Origin of the sequence: Collimonas pratensis, from assembly GCF_001584185.1 — a bacterium.
Lineage (GTDB): Bacteria > Pseudomonadota > Gammaproteobacteria > Burkholderiales > Burkholderiaceae_D > Collimonas > Collimonas pratensis.
Genome location: NZ_CP013234.1, coordinates 5,392,601 through 5,408,777, shown reverse-complemented (window position 1 = coordinate 5,408,777; position 16,177 = coordinate 5,392,601). Strand labels below are relative to the sequence as shown.

17 protein-coding genes and 1 pseudogene are annotated in these 16,177 nt (G+C 61.8%); 7 read left to right on the top strand and 11 right to left on the bottom strand.

The window, feature by feature from the left end; all coding sequences use genetic code 11:
- The first annotated feature begins 2 nt into the window (after positions 1-2).
- Complete coding sequence (locus tag CPter91_RS24115) at positions 3-542, top strand: CcdC protein domain-containing protein (RefSeq protein ID WP_061945192.1); 540 nt, start codon at positions 3-5, stop codon at positions 540-542.
- A gap of 95 nt (positions 543-637) precedes the next feature.
- Entirely contained in the window at positions 638-1,681 is a 1,044-nt protein-coding gene (locus CPter91_RS24110) for a 5'-methylthioadenosine/S-adenosylhomocysteine nucleosidase family protein (protein ID WP_236905901.1), read from the top strand.
- Between the two features lie 88 nt (positions 1,682-1,769).
- Here the strand turns inward: CPter91_RS24110 and CPter91_RS24105 are convergent, their stop codons facing one another.
- The 8 genes and pseudogenes from CPter91_RS24105 to CPter91_RS27495 all read right to left on the bottom strand — a co-directional run bounded on the left by CPter91_RS24105 (position 1,770) and on the right by CPter91_RS27495 (position 9,095).
- Positions 1,770-2,915: a D-alanyl-D-alanine carboxypeptidase family protein gene (locus tag CPter91_RS24105; protein WP_061945190.1), complete on the bottom strand. Its 1,146-nt coding sequence runs from the start codon at positions 2,913-2,915 to the stop codon at positions 1,770-1,772.
- Between the two features lie 236 nt (positions 2,916-3,151).
- A complete protein-coding gene (locus CPter91_RS24100) occupies positions 3,152-3,787 on the bottom strand; it encodes an alpha/beta hydrolase (protein WP_061945188.1) in 636 nt (211 codons plus the stop codon).
- Between the two features lie 152 nt (positions 3,788-3,939).
- Positions 3,940-4,260: a (2Fe-2S) ferredoxin domain-containing protein gene (locus tag CPter91_RS24095; protein WP_038493988.1), complete on the bottom strand. Its 321-nt coding sequence runs from the start codon at positions 4,258-4,260 to the stop codon at positions 3,940-3,942.
- Positions 4,261-4,349: 89 nt separating this feature from the next.
- Positions 4,350-5,519 (bottom strand): VanZ family protein, encoded by a 1,170-nt coding sequence (locus CPter91_RS24090; protein ID WP_061945186.1) that lies wholly within the window; start codon positions 5,517-5,519, stop codon positions 4,350-4,352.
- Positions 5,519-6,121 (bottom strand): ABC-type transport auxiliary lipoprotein family protein, encoded by a 603-nt coding sequence (locus CPter91_RS24085; protein ID WP_061945184.1) that lies wholly within the window; start codon positions 6,119-6,121, stop codon positions 5,519-5,521. Before CPter91_RS24085 ends, CPter91_RS24090 begins: the two co-directional genes overlap by 1 nt.
- A 53-nt stretch (positions 6,122-6,174) precedes the next feature.
- A complete protein-coding gene (locus CPter91_RS24080; protein WP_061945182.1) occupies positions 6,175-7,122 on the bottom strand; it encodes an MlaD family protein in 948 nt (315 codons plus the stop codon).
- Positions 7,123-7,153: 31 nt separating this feature from the next.
- Positions 7,154-7,972 carry an ABC transporter ATP-binding protein gene (locus tag CPter91_RS24075; protein ID WP_061945180.1) on the bottom strand — a complete coding sequence of 273 codons (819 nt, stop codon included), beginning with the start codon at positions 7,970-7,972 and terminating at the stop codon, positions 7,154-7,156.
- Positions 7,972-9,095, bottom strand: a pseudogene (locus CPter91_RS27495) (MlaE family ABC transporter permease). Before CPter91_RS27495 ends, CPter91_RS24075 begins: the two are co-directional and overlap by 1 nt.
- Before the next feature lie 197 nt (positions 9,096-9,292).
- Here CPter91_RS27495 and CPter91_RS24065 point away from each other — a divergent pair.
- From CPter91_RS24065 to CPter91_RS24055, 3 genes are read left to right on the top strand one after another with little or no spacing between them, the layout of a single operon-like run.
- On the top strand, positions 9,293-10,123 hold the full coding sequence (locus CPter91_RS24065) for a biotin--[acetyl-CoA-carboxylase] ligase (protein ID WP_236905900.1): 831 nt from the start codon (positions 9,293-9,295) through the stop codon (positions 10,121-10,123).
- Positions 10,124-10,126: 3 nt separating this feature from the next.
- Positions 10,127-10,888, top strand: coding sequence for a type III pantothenate kinase (locus CPter91_RS24060; RefSeq protein WP_061945176.1), 762 nt, complete (start codon positions 10,127-10,129; stop codon positions 10,886-10,888).
- A gap of 3 nt (positions 10,889-10,891) precedes the next feature.
- Positions 10,892-11,590 (top strand): SPOR domain-containing protein, encoded by a 699-nt coding sequence (locus CPter91_RS24055; RefSeq protein WP_061945174.1) that lies wholly within the window; start codon positions 10,892-10,894, stop codon positions 11,588-11,590.
- On the opposite strand, the gene CPter91_RS24050 is transcribed toward CPter91_RS24055, so the two are convergent.
- The gene (locus CPter91_RS24050) at positions 11,591-11,788 is read right to left on the bottom strand and encodes a cysteine-rich CWC family protein (protein ID WP_061945172.1); all 198 of its coding nucleotides are present in this window, start codon (positions 11,786-11,788) and stop codon (positions 11,591-11,593) included.
- Positions 11,789-12,111: 323 nt separating this feature from the next.
- On the opposite strand from CPter91_RS24050, the gene argB reads away from it, so the two are divergent.
- Entirely contained in the window at positions 12,112-13,014 is a 903-nt protein-coding gene (gene argB / locus CPter91_RS24045) for an acetylglutamate kinase (protein WP_038493964.1), read from the top strand.
- Positions 13,015-13,164: 150 nt separating this feature from the next.
- Here the strand turns inward: argB and CPter91_RS24040 are convergent, their stop codons facing one another.
- Complete coding sequence (locus tag CPter91_RS24040) at positions 13,165-13,881, bottom strand: pseudouridine synthase (RefSeq protein WP_061946596.1); 717 nt, start codon at positions 13,879-13,881, stop codon at positions 13,165-13,167.
- A gap of 88 nt (positions 13,882-13,969) precedes the next feature.
- Here CPter91_RS24040 and CPter91_RS24035 point away from each other — a divergent pair, with 88 nt between their 5' ends.
- Positions 13,970-14,314 (top strand): low molecular weight protein tyrosine phosphatase family protein, encoded by a 345-nt coding sequence (locus tag CPter91_RS24035; protein ID WP_061945170.1) that lies wholly within the window; start codon positions 13,970-13,972, stop codon positions 14,312-14,314.
- Positions 14,315-14,329: 15 nt separating this feature from the next.
- Here the strand turns inward: CPter91_RS24035 and ycaO are convergent, their stop codons facing one another.
- Positions 14,330-16,057: a 30S ribosomal protein S12 methylthiotransferase accessory factor YcaO gene (ycaO, locus tag CPter91_RS24030; RefSeq protein ID WP_061945168.1), complete on the bottom strand. Its 1,728-nt coding sequence runs from the start codon at positions 16,055-16,057 to the stop codon at positions 14,330-14,332.
- Between the last annotated feature and the right edge of the window lie 120 nt (positions 16,058-16,177).

The following is a 16,177-nucleotide window of genomic DNA, read 5'->3' as shown; positions in this document are numbered from 1 at the left end:
GCATGGCGATTCCTGCTCATCCTTCCCTGGTGGTTTATCTAGGCATTGCCGCGCTGGTGGTCTGGCGGCTGTATTCGCGCGTCCGGCGCATGGTCGGACGGCAGAAAATGTCGGATCGGCGTACCTGGATCCGCATCGTGTTTTTCAGCGTCCTGATCGCGATGCTGTTGCTTGGCTCTGCCGTGCATCCCATGCATGCGGCGGCGCTGCTGGGCGGGACGGCGGCTGGCGCGGCCCTGGGCTGGTATGGCATCCGGCTGACCCGGTTTGAGCAGACGCCGGAGGGGCTGTTTTACACTCCAAGCCTGCATCTGGGGATCGCGCTGTCGGCGCTGTTCATCGGCCGCCTGGTGTATCGCGGTGTGCTGCTTTACTCAGCATCGGGCACGGCGCCGAATACCTTTTCACCGGCTGAATTTTCCGGCAGCCCGCTGACTTTGCTGATCTTCGGTATCCTGGCCGGCTACTACGTCGCCTACGCGGTCGGCTTGCTGTTGTGGCGCCGCCGGGTTGTACCCTTCGGCCCGGAAATCCCTCAATAGCCTGTTCTGCAAAATGCTCTCTGAGTTATCCTGTCCGCTGCAGCGGTCTTGATGACCTGACGCCTGCAGCCATTCCCTAAGCGAAAGGAAAGCCCTTGCCTGTCTCCAAGCCCCTATTTAAAACCCTGCGCCGCAGCGCATCCGCTTTGTTGCTTGGCGCGGCACTGAGCAGCGCTGCGGCCGCCGCGCCAGCAGCCGACAAGCATTGCCTGAGCGACTGCAAGCCGCGCATCGGCATCGTCTCTGCCTTTGGCGCCGAGGCCGATATCCTGCTGGAACAGACGCAGAAAAAGCGCGACTGGAAAATCAACGGCAACCGCTTCACTACCGGCGAACTGCGCGGCAATCCGGTGGTGATCGTGCTGAGCGGCGTCAGTGTGGTGAACGCCACCATGGTGACGCAGCTGATGATGGATCATTTCCATGTCGAGCGCTTGCTGATGAGTGGCATCGCCGGCGGCGTCAATCCGGATAACCATGTCGGCGACGTGATCGTGCCGGAAAGCTGGGTGATGCCGATGGAAGTCTACTGGAATGGCGACGGCAGTCTGCCGGCGCCGTGCGGCACGGCCGGCGATGTCGGCTGCCTGGGCGTCAGGCTGGCGACGGAAAACGGCAAGCCGCGTCCGGATTTCAAGATCGCTACGCCGCAGGGGCCGGTCAGCAGCGGTCTCTTCATGCGCGAGAATTTCGTGATGAATGCCGGCAATGCGCCGCAAGGCGAGTTCCGTTTTGACTTCCAGGTCGATGCCGAGATGCTGGCGCTGGCGCGCACCCTGAAACCGGCGCTGGCCAAGTGCGGTCCCAAGAACCCGGCATTGTGCGTCAGCGTCCAGCCTGAGCTGCGGGTCGGCGGCCGCGGCGTCTCGGGCAGCGCGTTCCTGGCCAATCCGGGCTACCGTGCTTATCTCTATGAAAACCTGCAGGCGCAAGTGGTGGATATGGAAACCGCCGCTTTCGCCCAGGTAGCGTACGCCAACCGCGTGCCTTTCATTGCCTTCCGCAGCCTGTCGGACTTGGCCGGCGGCAACGACTTCAAGGATGTCGGTGCTTTCTTCGGCAGCGGCCTGGCGGAGACCAACGAAGCCAGCGTGACGCTGGCTTTCCTGGAGGCCTGGAACCATCGACACAAGCGCTGAAGCGGGGCGCGTTTGAATGGCAGCAAAAAAAATGACAACCGAGGCTGTCATTTTTTTGTGCAGACACTTCAGGGCCAGGACTAGCGTCTTACTTGAACATCAAGCGGATCGAATCCCAGGCGCGGCCGAAGATGGTGGCCTGGCCGACGCTTTCCAGCGCCACGACCGGGAATTCGGCAATCGTCTTGCCGTCGGCGTTGACCTTGACCGTGCCAACCTTGGCGTTCTGCTGGATCGGTGCGATCAGCGGGTCGGTGCGTTCCAGCACTGGCTTGATCTTGTCAGCGATGCCCTTTGGTACGGTGACGTAGACGTCGTGCGTGAAGCCGATCTTGACCAGGTTCTTGGCGCCTTTCCAGACTTGCGGAGTGTCGATGGCCGTGTCCTTGGCGTACAGCTTGACGGCGTCAAAGTTCTGGTAACCCCAGTTCAGCAGCTTTTGCGCTTCCTGGGTGCGGGTGCCGTCGGAGTTGGTGCCGATCACGACCGCGAGCAGGCGACGATCGCCGCCGGCGTTCGGACGCTTGGCGCTGGCGATGATGGAGTAGCCGGCGCTGCTGGTGTGGCCGGTCTTCATGCCGTCCACGGTCGGATCGCTCCACAGCAGGCGGTTGCGGTTAGGCTGGGTGATCTTGTTGTAGGTGTACTTCTTGGTCGAGTCGATCTTGTAGAACTCGGGGAAGTCAGTGATCACGTGCGCCGCCAGCGTGGAGAGATCACGTGCGGTGGAGTAGGTGTCGGCGCTAGGCAGGCCGTGCGGATTACCGAAATGGGTGTTTTTCATGCCCATGCGCTCGGCTTCATGGTTCATCAGCGCGACGAACGAGTCTTCCGTGCCGGCCACCGCTTCGGCCAATGCTACCGCGGCGTCGTTACCCGATACCACCATCAAGCCGTACAGCAGGTCATTGATCGATACCGGGGTCGCTGGATCGATAAACATTTTCGAGCTGCTTGGATCGACCTTCCAGGCGCGTACCGACACGGTCACCATCTGGTCAAGGCTGATCTTCTTGTCCTTGAGGGCGTCGAAGACCACATAGGCGGTCATGATCTTGGCCAGCGAAGCCGGTTCGATGCGCATGTCAGGATCTTGCGAAGCGATCACCTGATTGCTGGTGGTGTCCAGCAGCAGCCATGATTTGGCTGCCACGGTCGGCGACGGCAGGGTCTGGGCAAAGGCGACGGATACGGAGAGGACAGTTGCAGCAAGCGCCGCGAATATTTTTTTCATGGAGTATCGAGTAATGAAATCAGGGCCAGCAAACCTGCATCGATGGTGATAAAGAGCAACTTTATTGGCGTGAATGGGTTGAAAAAACGGTTTGAAAAATGCGTAAGCGGAGGCGGTGAGCAAACGGCCGCAAACAAACCTGCTGACAGGATTATAGCGCTACCGCCATTCTGATCGGCTTAACAACAATTCCAGGGCACGGAATCGGTGCCGGAATCGCCGTCAAGCGCGGTCTTTTAGCGATGCCACATTTCGACCATGAGATTCTTGATATGTTGCAGGCGCCGGTGAAAAAAATGATCGGCGCCGGGAATCACGATCACCGGGATGTCTTGCGGGCGCGCCCATTCGAAAACGGCGGTCAGTGGAATGGTCTCGTCCAGCTCGCCGTGGATCAGGATGCTGTTGGCCGGCACCGTCGGCAAAGGCCACTTGCCGGCCGCGGTGCCGACCAGCACCAGCCGCTCGGCCGGCGTGCCGGCATCGATCAGCCGCTGCTGCAGTTGCGACTGCACGAAGGTGCCGAAAGAAAAGCCGCCGAGCGCCAGCGGCAGTTCCGGATACTGCTGGCGCATGTGGGCCAGCAGCAGCGCCATGTCGTCGGTCTCGCCGCGGCCTTCGTCGTGCACTCCTTCGGATTGGCCGACGCCGCGGAAATTCATGCGTACCGTGACATAGCCCAGCGCCAGGAAGCCGCGCGCCAGCGTATGCACTACCTTGTTGTCCATGGTGCCGCCGAACAGCGGATGCGGGTGTGCTACCAGCGCCAGGCCGCGCGGCGCCGGAAAGGTTTCTGCGTCAGGCAGGTCGAGTGCACATTCAAGCTGGCCGGAGGCGCCGACGATGAAGAAGGGGAGAGTTTGAGCGTTCATTGGATGGAATTGGAGGTGATTCGATGAGACTGTTTTGCCATCGTGAGTAGTTGATTTGGACTTCTTGCTTAGAGGTAGGGTGGACAGGCTTTTGTGTCCACGCGGATGGCGCTACAGCGTGGGCACAAAAGCCTGCCCACCCTACACACTGCTTAAATTTTGAGCCGTTCGACAATCTTGCCGCCGACAATGTGGACATCAATGATTTCGTCGATGTCTTCATTGTCGACATAGGTATACCAGGTGCCTTGCGGATAGATCACCAGCGCCGGGCCTTCTTCGCAGCGCTCAAGGCAGCCGGCCTTGTTGATACGCACCTTGCCATCGCCGGCCAGGCCGAGTTGCTTGATGCGTTTCTTGGCGTGTTCCTGTGCCGCCTGGGCGCCGCTGTTGGCGCAGCAGACCCGCTCGCCGGGGGCGCGCTGGTTGAGGCAGAAGAAGACGTGATGTTCGTAGAATGGTTTGTCGCTCATGGTGTCGGAATGATGGGTGGCGTGCTGCAAGCATGAATACAGGCAGGAATCATACACCTGCCCGGGTTTTGTTTCCTGCCTGCCGGCCACTACCTGGAATCGCGCTGCTGCTTGCCGGCGCGCCGCCTGTGCATCGGGTGGAACAGGAACCACAGTGTGCAGAACGGCCACAGCATGGCGAGGAACTGGGCGACGCCGTTAAAGTTGAGGAATTTTCCCTGGGTCCAGGTCTGCACTGTTTCGACGTAATACGGGTTGTCCGGCATGACGTTCACCAGCAGCAGCGCGATGATCAGGGTCAGCGCTGCCAGCCGCCGTTGCGCAAGTTGCGGTGCATAGGCCAGGCCGCTCAGCATGAGGCCGCCGATCAGCAAACCGCCGAAGGAGCCGGGGGTGAGCCAGACCAGGGCGTTATCTGGGGCAAACAGCAACGCTGTCGCCAGCGTCTTGCTCATCAGCGTCAGGAACACCAGCAGCAGGCTGAGCGGCAGCTTGGGCGCCTGCTGGCGCAGCAGGATCAGGAAGGTCAGGGCGGCGCCGGTCAGGCCGCAGGCGGTGATGATGGTTTCGGTCAGCCAGTACTGGTCGGCGCTGAACTGGAAATCGTTGGTGATCCAGCCTTGCAAGTCGACCGGCTGCTCCGTCAGGTCGGACAGCCAGGAGGACAGCATCGAAGTGACCTGGCCGAAGCCGAACAGATGGCTGAGCGGATAGATTTGCGCCAGCGGCCACAAGGCCACCACTACCATGCCTTGGCTGGCTTCGCGGTTGAACCAGCGTTCGCGCAGCTGCAACAGGCGGCTGTCCGGCCCGAAGCGCGGCCGCAGGACGACGCCCAGCATCGCCCCCAGCAGGGCGCCGACGCTGTTGGTGATCAGGTCCAGGTTGGAGGCGACCCGGGTCGGCAGGAAGGTCTGCACCGCTTCCATGCTGCTGGAGACCAGCACCCCGGCGATGGTGGCGAGCAGCACCGCCCAGTAAGGCGACCAGCGGCGCCAGCGCGGCAGGGACAAGACCATCAGCATGCCTAGCGGCAGATAGCCGGCGACATTGGTCCAGACATCGAATACGGTCCAGTAGTGTGGAAATGGCGCGCTCAGGTAGGCGAACGGGGTCAAGCCGAGATCGCGCCAGCCGGCGAACGGATACCAGCTGGCATAGATGATCAGCAGCAGGTAGATCAGCAGGCTGACGCGGGCAAACGACGATGCCGCCAAAGAGCGCGGCGCTGCGGTTTCTGGTACGGGATTCTGCGACATTATTTTTTCGGCGCCACCGTCGCCAGCCAAGCCATCATGTCGCCGATCACGGCATCGTTGGCGCCGACGAAAGCGCGCGCCGCGCCGGCGGCATCGGCGCTAGGCGCATCGGCGCGGCCGCTGAAGCTCTTTTGCGCCAGCAGCAGGCGGCCGTTGAACAGCGAAGCGCGCACCTGCAAGGTCGCTACGCTGTGCGAGGGCGTATCGAAGGTTTGCGTGAAGTCGTCCATGTCGATGCGCAACAGCGGCACGTTGAGGGCCGCATCCGACATCGCCAGCACCGCGCTGCCGTTCTGCGCCAGGCGCGCTTTCAGGCGCTGCTGGAACAACTGCGCCGGCGGCATGGTCCAGCGGCTGCTGGCGTAGGGGCGCGGCTGCTGTTCATTGGCATAGGCCAGGCGGAAGAAGATCATGCTGTTGTCCAGCCAGGCAGGGGAATTGACGTCGGCCACGCTGACGGCGGCCAGGGCCGGCGCGGCGGATGCGGCGGCGGCCGGCAGCGGGCCGAGATCGTACTGGGTCGGGGCGTCGACCTTGCTGGCGCACCCGCTGATCAGGGCAATCGCAAGAAAAGACGACAGGGTTTTCAGGATAGCGCTCATGACATGCCTTTAATATTGGTAGGGTGGGCAGAACCCCCTGCCCACCCTACGGTTTATTTGCTTGGTGCGACAAAGCCCGCTTCGCCCGGACCCGGTGGCAGCGCCTTGCTGCCGAACAGGATACTTTGCGGCTGCTGGTTGAAGTGATCCAGGGTCTGGTTCAGTGTGCGCATCGAGCTGCGCGCTTCATTGGTCAGGGTATTGAAGCGCGGCAGCGTATCGTACTCGACGCCGCTGGCCACCGAGCCGATATTCTGCACCGCGCCCGTCAGGTTGGTGACGGCGCCGTCCGGTCCCTGCAGACTGGCGGTCAGGCTGTTGAGGTTCTTGCTGAGCACGCTCATGTTGTTCGACAGCGCGGTCACCGAAGCCAGCGCCTGGTTCAGTTCACCGGTCAGGGCCGGCAGCTGGCGTATGGTCGGCTCCAGTTTTTGCGGGATGTCGCGGTAGGCGTTGGCGGTATCGCTGACGTCGCTGAAGGCTTTCACCATGGTTTTCTGGTTGGCCGGATCGAGCAGGTCGTTGAGCTTGTTGATCATCTCGTCGGCGCGCGACAGGATGATCGCACCCTTGCTCTGAAGGTTGTCGAACAGGCTGGGGCGCAGCTCGATGCGGGCCAGATGCTGCTTGCTGCTGGCCAGCTTGACCGGCTTGCTGCCGTCGTCGTCCAGCTGGATATAGGCGATGCCGGTGACGCCCTGGTAACCCAGGGTGGCGAAGGTGGACTGCGTCACCGGCGTGTCCGGATTGATCTTGATCTTGATCAGGATCTGGCCGGGAAACTTGGGATCGAAGGTGATCGCATCGACCTTGCCGGCATCCAGCCCGCGATAGCGGACATCGGCCTGCGGATTGAGGCCGGGCACCGACAGCTTGGTGGCGATTTCATACGGCACCCGCTCGACGCGGTCGCTGTTGAACCACATGACGCCGATGATCGCCGCGATCAGCAAGATCACGGTGAACAGGCCGGCAATCAGGGCATGTGCTTTGTTTTCCATGGCGTTTCCTATCTATGCAGCCAACTGCTGCCTAGCCGCAAGTGTCGTGTTCATAGCGGTTGGCTGTAAGAAAAAATGTCTCGATAAAGGGATGACGTACTTTCATGACGCGTTCCGGCGTGTCGTAGGCGATCACGTGCTTGTCCGCCAGCACCGCGATCTTGGTCGACAGCGCCAGCAGCGGTTCCAGGTCGTGCGTGATCATCACCACGGTCAGGCTCATGTCCTTGTGCAGCGAACGGATCAGCTCGATGAAGGCCGCCGAGGACGCCGGATCGAGGCCGGCGGTCGGCTCGTCCAGGAACAGCAGCTCCGGTTCCAGCGCCAGCGCGCGCGCCAGTGCTACCCGCTTGATCATGCCGCCGGACAGGTCGGACGGCATCTTCAGCGCGTGTTCGGGGCCGATGCCGGCCATCTGCAGCTTGAGCAGGGCGGCGTCGCGGATCAGCTTGTCGGGCAGGGCGCGCAGCTCGCGCATCGGCAGCGCGACATTGTCCAGCACCGTCAGCGCGGAAAACAGCGCGCCTTGCTGGAACAGCATGCCCCAGCGGTTTTGCAACGCATACATCTGTTCCACATCGGCCTGGCTGATGTCGGTGCCGAATACGCTGACCTTGCCCTTGGTTGGACGGTTCAGGCCAAGGATCTGCCGCACCAGCGTGGTCTTGCCGGAACCGGAGCCGCCTACCAGGCCGACGATTTCACCGGCGGCGACGCGCAGGTCGAGGTCCTGGTGGATCACCACCGGGCCGAACTGGGTCCACAGCTTGTCGATCTCGATAATCGGCTGGGCGCTCGCTTGGCTGCTTGGCTGGATGCTCAGTTGCGTGCTTAGTTGTGTGTTATCCATCAGAACCCCACGCCGCTGAAAATGATGGCGAAGATGGCGTCGGCCACGATCACGATGGTGATCGCGGTCACTACCGAGGTGGTGGTGCCATGGCCCAGGCTTTCGGTATTCGGTTCGATGCGCAGGCCGAAATAGCAAGCCACCATGGCAATCAGGCCGCCGAACACCGCGCCTTTGCCGAGGCCGATCAGGTAGTTCGGCAGCGGCACCGCATTCGGCAGCTGCTGCAGGAAATAGGTCGGCGACAAGCCCAGCTGCAATTGCGCCGCCGTCATCCCGCCCAGCAAGGCGATGGCGTCGGTCCAGATCACCAGCAAGGGCATCGCCACCAGCAAGGCCAGCACCCGCGGCAGGATCAGGCGGAAGCCGTGCGGCAGGCCATCACCAGCATCGCGTCCAGTTCTTCGGTGACCCGCATCACGCCCAGCTGGGCGGTGATCGCCGAGCCGGAGCGGCCGGCCACCAGGATCGCAGCTAACAGCGGTCCGAGTTCGCGGATGATGCTCATGCCGAGGATGTTGACCAGGTAGATGTCGCCGCCAAAGGTGTGCAGCTGCTGCGCCGACAGGAAAGACAGCACCACGCCGATCAGGAAGCCGACCAGTGCGGTGATGCCGAGCGCCTGGTAGCCGACATGATAGATATTCGCGGAAATTTCTTTCCAGGGCGCGCGCTGCGGCACCTGCAGCATGCGCAGGAAATCCAGCACCAGCTGTCCCAGCAGGGTGATGAAGCCGGCCATGTGACCGAGGGTGTCGCTGCCCATGTCGTAGATGGCGTTGAACAGGCGCCGCCGCGGCGGCTTGGGCGGCAGCTGCAGCGGGCCGGCGTCGGCCAGACGCTGGAAAAAGTCGCGGTGCTGCGGCGCCACGGTCAGTTGCGGCGGCCGCTGCTTGCCCCAGGCATTCCACAACAGCTGGGCGCCGATATGGTCGAGCGTGCCGATCTGCAACAGGTCCCAGCGCAGCGCGGCCGATTGCCGGCTCAAGCCTTTCAGCTTGGCTTCGATGGCCTGGATTACGCCCGGCCGGGTCAGGGCATGCACCTGCCAGTTGCCGCGCGCGGCGACCAGGCTGCCATCTGTAACGTCGAGAACGGGCGTAGAGGAATCGGGATTCGGCATCGCACCAGTTTAAGGGAGAATCGCGCTTAGCACTATTGCAGTAGTGATAAAACTTGTAGGGAAAGTGTAATAGCAAGGAGTAGTTGCCTGTTATGAAATGAAAATCCGGAGCGATGGCAGGCGCCGGTACTGTTTTCCATAGCGGAACTCTGCATTGCCGGCCGCATTCCGCCATAACTCCCGCTACAATGCGCGGCATGACTGCACAAACTATTGCACCAACATCATCCACGGGCCATTTGTCGTCCGCCCGCATCGCTGCCTTTGCCGGCCATCACGCCGAGCATTGCCAGATCGAGGTGGTGGCCGAGACCGGTTCCACCAATGCCGACCTATTGGCGCGGGTTGCCCAGCGCAGCCTCAGCGCGGCGACTTTGCTGGCGGCGGAAACCCAGACCGCCGGCCGCGGCCGCGCCGGCCGCACTTGGCTGACGGCGCCGGCGGCGGCGCTGACGTTTTCGCTGGCCTGGCCGTTTGCCGCGCCCTTGCACGCGCTGGTCGGCCTGCCGCTGGCGGTGGGCGTGACGATTGCCGAGACGCTCGCCGATTTCGGCGTTGCGGTGCAGCTGAAATGGCCCAACGATGTGCTGCAGGGCGGGCGCAAGCTGGCCGGTATCCTGATCGAGACCGCGACTGCGCCCGACCAGCAAGTGTGGGCGGTGATCGGCATCGGCATCAACCTCAGCATACCGGAGCCGCTGCAGGAGCAGATCGGCCAGCGTGCCGCCAGCTTGCCGGCGCCGGCCGCGCAAGACCGCGATCTGCTGCTGGCCTCGTTGCTGAGCGCGCTGGCGCAAAACATGCGGCAATTCGAAAGCCACGGTTTGTCTACCTTCGTCGAGCGCTGGAACCGGCTGCATGCGTTTGCCGGCCAGCAAGTGCTGATCCTGGACCAGGGCAAGGTGCTGCATGAAGGCCGGGCGCTTGGCATCGACCAGATCGGCCGCCTGATGCTGCAGCCAGACGGCGGCGCCAGCCCGCTGGCCATCATGGCCGGGGATATTTCATTGCGCGTGAAGGAAGGCTGAGCCATGGCCATGTTATTGATCGATGTCGGCAATACCCGCATCAAATGGGCGCTGGCGGCAGCCGGCGCGGCGCCGGGCGCCTGGCTGGAGAGCGGCTCGGCGGCGCTGTCCGAGCTGTCCATGCTGAGCGAACGCTGGCGCAAGCTGGCAGTGGCGCAGATACTGGTCTCCAATGTGGCCGGCGAACATATGCAGGAACGTCTGCAGACCATGCTGGAAGTCGTGTTCGGCGCCGCCGTGCGGCCCGGCTGGTTTGCCTCGCCGCCGCAGCTGGCGGGATTGCGCAACGGCTACCGCGAACCGGCCCAGCTCGGCTGCGACCGTTTTGCCGCGGCGCTGGGCGCGCAGCAGCTGTTTCCGCGCGAGACGCTGCTGGTGGCCACCTGTGGCACGGCGACCACCATCGACGCCGTCACCGCCGAGGGCGTCTTCAGCGGCGGCATGATCCTGCCGGGACTGGGCCTGATGGCGACCTCGCTGGCACGCAGTACCGCCAAGCTGCCGCATATCACCGACCACGTGCAGGTTGATGCGCTGTTTGCAGACAACACGGATGGCGCTATCATCAGTGGTTGCATCAACGCCCAGGTCGGGGCGATCGAACGCGGCTTTGCCTTGCTCGGACAGCAGGCGGCGGGAACGGCGCTACGCTGTATCGTGGCGGGCGGCTCGGCGGCGCTGATCGCGCCGTATCTGTCCATCCGGCATGAAACAGTTGATAATCTGGTATTGATCGGTCTACAAACTGCAGCGGCGACTATTTAAAACATGTTGAAACTCATCTTTTGGCTGCTGTTACTGGCGAATGCCGCCCTGTTTGCCATGCAAAAAGGCTATCTGGGCGCGCTCTACAGCGACGGCCGCGAGCCGGCCCGCATCGGCAAGCAACTGCAGGCGGACAAGATCAAGCTGGTGGCCAGCGATGCCGCGCCTGCGGCCACGGCCGCGGCAAGCGCGTCCGCTCCCGCTCCCGCTGCAGCCGGCGCGCCGGCTGCAGCCGACCTGGCGTCGGTGGCCTGCACCGAGATCGGCAATTTCAGCGCTTCCGAAGCGCGCCGCTTTTCCAGCCAGCTGGCGGAGCGCACGCCGAACCTGAAGTTTGTGCGGCGGGAAATCCAGGAAGTCGCCAGCCACATGGTCTACCTGCCTTCGCTAGGCAGCAAGGAAGCGGCGGATAAGAAGTCGGATGAAGTGCGGCGCCTCGGCATCAACGACTTTTTCGTGATCCAGGATAGCAGCGCGCTGCGCTACGGCATCTCGCTCGGCATCTTCAAGACCGACGAGGCGGCGCAGAAGCAGGTCGCCAGCCTGGCCAAGCGCGGCCTGAGCGGCGCCAAGGTCGGCACCCGCAGCGTCAGTTCCAGCAAGGTAGCGTTTCAGCTGCGCGACATGGGCGGCGACGCCAAGCTGGCGTTCGACAAGATCAAGACCGATTTTCCGGCCCAGGAAGTACGCAGCTGCCCTTGATCATTCAGGTGCTGCCTGGCGGGCGGCCGTGGCTTGTTCCTGCAGCAGGCGCTCCAGGCAGGCCGGGCAATAGCATAGTGCCGAGGCGGCCAGGCTGGCGTTGGCCAGCGGCGGCAAGCGGCTGCACCAGCAAGGCTGGACCGGATGCTGGCCGGCGCCGCAGAAAAACGCTTGCTGACAGATCGGGCATTGCGCCATTCCAGCTATCCTTTGCTTAAGGGGGAGGTGAATCGCGGAAGGTGAATCGGGAAGGCCCGGCCGTCATGATAACCATCTTGGCCGCCATGGTATATCCGCGCAACACATCACACGCTTGTCACACCTAAGCTTGCGCATTTCAATGTAAAATCTCGCTGATCCATCGCGCAGCGATTTTTAACTCCTCCGAGTTGCAGTCTTTGCACCCTTTTATTCTCTTCCGGCCAGCTGTCCCAGGCTCCGAAGAATCGTTAGCCGCCGGCGCCCGCCGGGCCGCGATTCTTCCTCAGGCAGCTATCCGGGAATCTCTTGTAGGACTGTTCATGGCCGATTTGACCAACGATCTTGCCAACGTTGCCCCAGGAATCAAAGCTGAAATTCTGGCCGAGGCGTTACCGTACATCCGTCAATTCCACGGGAAAACCATCGTCGTCAAATACGGCGGCAACGCCATGACCGAGGAACGCCTGAAACACGGCTTCGCGCGCGACGTCATCTTGCTGAAACTGGTCGGCATGAATCCGGTGGTGGTGCATGGCGGCGGTCCGCAGATCGACAACGCCCTGAAGAAAATCGGCAAGCAAGGCACGTTCGTGCAAGGCATGCGCATCACCGACGAAGAAACCATGGAAGTGGTGGAGTGGGTGCTGGGCGGCGAAGTGCAGCAGGATATCGTGATGCTGATCAACCACTACGGCGGCCAGGCAGTCGGCCTGACCGGCAAGGACGGTGGCCTGATCCGCGCCCGCAAATACCGCATGCCGGACCGCGAGCATCCGGGCGAATTCCTGGATATCGGCTTTGTCGGCGAAATCGAAGCAATCAACCCGGCGGTGGTCAAAGCCCTGCAGGACGATGCCTTCATCCCGATCATTTCACCGATCGGCTTTGGCGCCGACGGCCAGGCCTACAATATCAACGCCGACGTCGTGGCTGGCAAGATCGCTGAAATCCTGCATGCGGAAAAGCTGATCATGATGACCAATATTGCTGGTGTGCAAGATAAGCAAGGCAACCTGGTGACCGATTTGTCGGCCCGTGAAATCGATGAAATGTTCAAGGACGGCACCATCTCCGGCGGCATGCTGCCGAAGATTTCCTCTGCCCTGGATGCCGCCAAGTCGGGCGTCAACACCGTGCACATCATCGATGGCCGGATTGAGCACTCGCTGCTGCTGGAAGTGTTGACCGAACAGGCTTTCGGCACCATGATCCGCTCGCATTAAGCTGCGGTAAAGGCCGGAAACAGGAAAGCGCAAGGCCCAGGCCCTGCGCTTTTTTTACGTCGTAGGGTGGGCACCTGTGCCCACGAGTGAATTTGGCGATCAACGCGTGGGCAAAAAATTGCCCACCCTACCAACTGTGTTTTTTACATCTTAGCTAGGCACTAGCAGGGCCAGGTGTTCCGGCTCCAGGTAGCACCATTCTCCCAATTCGAGTTCCAGCGCCTCCAGCGTCAGGCCGCCGATGGCGGTGCGGCGCAAGGCGGTGCAATGGTTGCCGGCGGCCACCAGCATGCGCTTGACCTGATGGTATTTGCCCTGTTCCAGCACGATCTCGATTTCATGTGTGCCCAGCATGCGGCAGCTGACGGCGGCCAGGGTTTGCGGCTCGTCATGCAGCTTGACCCCGGCCAGCAGGCTTTGCACCAGCTCTTCGGTCACCGGCTCATGCGTAGTGGCAACGTACAGCTTGGGCACGTGGCGCTTGGGCGAGGACTGGGCGTGGATGAAGCTGCCGTCGTCCGACATCAGCAGCAGGCCTGTGGTGTCGTGGTCGAGGCGGCCGACCGGCTGCACGTCGCGCCAGCTGAACTGTTCCGGCAAGATGCTCAGCACTCCAGGATGGTGGCTGGGCTTGCGCGAGCACTCGATGTCGCTGGGTTTGTTGAGCACGATGTAGACATGCTCGCGGTAAGTCCATTCTTCTTCGAACAGGGTGAACACCAGGCCGTCGGTGTCCGGCACGGATTTGTAATCGGTCACGACGACGCCGTTGATGGCGACTTCGCCATCTTCAATTAACTCACGGCAATATTTTCGGCTGCCGAAACCCTGCGATTGCAGGATCCGGTCTAAGGTCAGTTTAGGCATGGCGGCAATGTAGCAGAAGGAAGGGCGGACGAAAAGGGGCGCGGAGCCGTGTACCATGCTGCCAGATGAATAAATAACACACCGGCAAATGACGAAATTACTCTTTATTTGTAGCCGTAATCAGTGGCGCAGCCCCACAGGCGAGCAGGTATGGCGGCGCCAGCCAGGGATCCAGGCCCGTTCGGCGGGTACCAGCCCGAATGCACGCAGAAAAATCAGTGCTGCTGATATCACTTGGGCGGACCTGATCTTCGTGATGGAAAAGAAGCACAAGAATCGGATCCTGGCAGAGTTCGGGCGTTTGCTGGAACACAAACGGATCCATGTGCTGGATATTCCCGATGAATATCAATATATGGATCCGGAACTGGTCGAGCAGTTGACTGACGCTGTCGCTTACGTGCTGGCCAACGACGACCCCGAAGCGGGGTAGTCGTTGCTACCTGAATTACCCCAGCTTGGCGGCGTTCAGCTTGCCATAGGCAGCCAGCAAACGTTGATGCATCTCACAGCCTTCCAGCTTGAGGCCAGGTGCATTCAGGCCGAAGAAGCGCTGTTCGCGTTTCAGCAGGGCTTCTGCCTGTTGCAGGGCGGCGGCACCGTACAACTGCCGCAGCGCGTCCGCATACACGCTGGCGTCACCCAGGCCGATCAAGCTTTCGATGCAGCGGTACACCAGCTGGCGCTCGACGCTGATCTGGTTGAAATGGCGGATCCAGTCGCAGCCTTCGCGCACCGCGTCGAGATCGCCGATGGCCAGTGCCAGCAGGGTTTTCAGTTCGCCGACGCGGAGCTCCTTCCACAGCGAGCCGGCATCGGCGGCGAGGCCGATCAGGGCAGCCACCGGACGCTGGTCGGCCAGGCCCAGTTCATTTAATGTTTCCAGCAGGTCGGCGCATTCGTCGTCGTCGAGGTCGGTCAAGTACAGGATCGGTTCGCGGATATCGTTGCCGACACTGCTGTTGTCCCATTCCAGATCGTCCACCGGATAGATATCCGACATGCCAGGCACCAGGATGCGGCAGGCGTACACGCCCAGGTGGCTGAAATCGGCGACATAGATATCGTGGCCGGTGGCGTGGATGGCGGCCACCGACCAGGCGTAGTCTTCGGCGGTGGCAGTGCTGAAGTTCCAGTCGCTGAATGCGAAGTCCGGTGTGGCGCGCAGGAAGTTCCAGCTGATGATGCCGCTGGAATCGACGAAGTGGATTTCCAGGTTTTCCGACTGGGCGATTTCTTCCCGGTCGAAACTCGGCTCAGGAAAGCCGTCCAGCGCATCCAGCGCACGCCCTTGCAGCAGTTCGGTCAGCGCGCGTTCCAGCGCGATCTCGAAACGCGGGTGGGCGCCGAAGCTGGAGAAGCAGCCCTGGTCGCGCGGATTGAGCAGGGTCACGTTCATGACCGGATACTTGCCGCCCAGCGAGGCGTCTTTCACCAGGATACCGAAACCGGCGGCGCGCAACTCACGGATGCCGGCGGCGATGCGCGGATAGCGGGCGATGACTTGTTCCGGCACGTCCGGCAGGCACAGGCCTTCCTTGATGATGCGGAACTTGACGTCGCGTTCGAAGATTTCCGAGAGTGCCTGGGTGCGTGCTTCGGCAGCGGTGTTGCCGGCCGACATGCCGTTGCTCAGGTACAGGTTGCCGATGATGTTGACCGGGAACCAGACCGTGGCGCCGTCACGCTCGCGCAGGTAGGGAAGCGCGCAGATGCCGCGTTCTTCGTTGCCTGAGTTGTAATCGACCAGAGTGGTGGCGTCGACCGTGCCTTCCGGGTTGTAGAACTTTTGCAGCTCTGGCGTCAGCAAGCCTGCCGGCCAGTTTTCATCGTCGTCATTGAGCTTGAACCACTGTTCGCGCGGGTAATGGACGAAGGCGGCATCTGCATTCTTTTCGCCCAGGTAGTAATGGCTCCAGAAATAATTGCAGGACAGGCGTTCAAAGAATTCACCCAGTGCGCTCGCGCGCGAAGCTTGTTCCGACGCGCCTTTGCCGTTGGTGAACAGCAGCGGGCAATCGCGGTCGCGGATGTGCACCGACCAGACGCCGTCGATCGGATTCAGCCAGGAACGTTCTTCGACATGAAAGCCGAGCTTTTCCAGCTTGGATTGCATCGAACCGATGGACGATTCTAGCGAGGCATCTTTGCCGGGGATAAAGCTTTCGGTTGTCATGTGAATTCCTGGGGTGGGAGTAACGGCGGGACAGCAGGCGGGACAGGATGGCAGGGCGCTTGTCATGGCAAACATCGCATGACAAGCGCATCAGCATCGTGGAATGGCGCGATGATACCT

Coding starts and splice junctions, on each gene's coding strand:
- CPter91_RS24115 (WP_061945192.1), top strand. CDS start 3: ATGGCGATTCCTGCTCATCCTTCCCTGGTGGTTTATCTAGGCATTGCC.
- CPter91_RS24105 (WP_061945190.1), bottom strand. CDS start 2,915: ATGAAAAAAATATTCGCGGCGCTTGCTGCAACTGTCCTCTCCGTATCC.
- CPter91_RS24100 (WP_061945188.1), bottom strand. CDS start 3,787: ATGAACGCTCAAACTCTCCCCTTCTTCATCGTCGGCGCCTCCGGCCAG.
- CPter91_RS24095 (WP_038493988.1), bottom strand. CDS start 4,260: ATGAGCGACAAACCATTCTACGAACATCACGTCTTCTTCTGCCTCAAC.
- CPter91_RS24090 (WP_061945186.1), bottom strand. CDS start 5,519: ATGTCGCAGAATCCCGTACCAGAAACCGCAGCGCCGCGCTCTTTGGCG.
- CPter91_RS24085 (WP_061945184.1), bottom strand. CDS start 6,121: ATGAGCGCTATCCTGAAAACCCTGTCGTCTTTTCTTGCGATTGCCCTG.
- CPter91_RS24080 (WP_061945182.1), bottom strand. CDS start 7,122: ATGGAAAACAAAGCACATGCCCTGATTGCCGGCCTGTTCACCGTGATC.
- CPter91_RS24075 (WP_061945180.1), bottom strand. CDS start 7,972: ATGGATAACACACAACTAAGCACGCAACTGAGCATCCAGCCAAGCAGC.
- CPter91_RS24065 (WP_236905900.1), top strand. CDS start 9,293: ATGACTGCACAAACTATTGCACCAACATCATCCACGGGCCATTTGTCG.
- CPter91_RS24060 (WP_061945176.1), top strand. CDS start 10,127: ATGGCCATGTTATTGATCGATGTCGGCAATACCCGCATCAAATGGGCG.
- CPter91_RS24055 (WP_061945174.1), top strand. CDS start 10,892: ATGTTGAAACTCATCTTTTGGCTGCTGTTACTGGCGAATGCCGCCCTG.
- CPter91_RS24050 (WP_061945172.1), bottom strand. CDS start 11,788: ATGGCGCAATGCCCGATCTGTCAGCAAGCGTTTTTCTGCGGCGCCGGC.
- argB (WP_038493964.1), top strand. CDS start 12,112: ATGGCCGATTTGACCAACGATCTTGCCAACGTTGCCCCAGGAATCAAA.
- CPter91_RS24040 (WP_061946596.1), bottom strand. CDS start 13,881: ATGCCTAAACTGACCTTAGACCGGATCCTGCAATCGCAGGGTTTCGGC.
- CPter91_RS24035 (WP_061945170.1), top strand. CDS start 13,970: ATGACGAAATTACTCTTTATTTGTAGCCGTAATCAGTGGCGCAGCCCC.
- ycaO (WP_061945168.1), bottom strand. CDS start 16,057: ATGACAACCGAAAGCTTTATCCCCGGCAAAGATGCCTCGCTAGAATCG.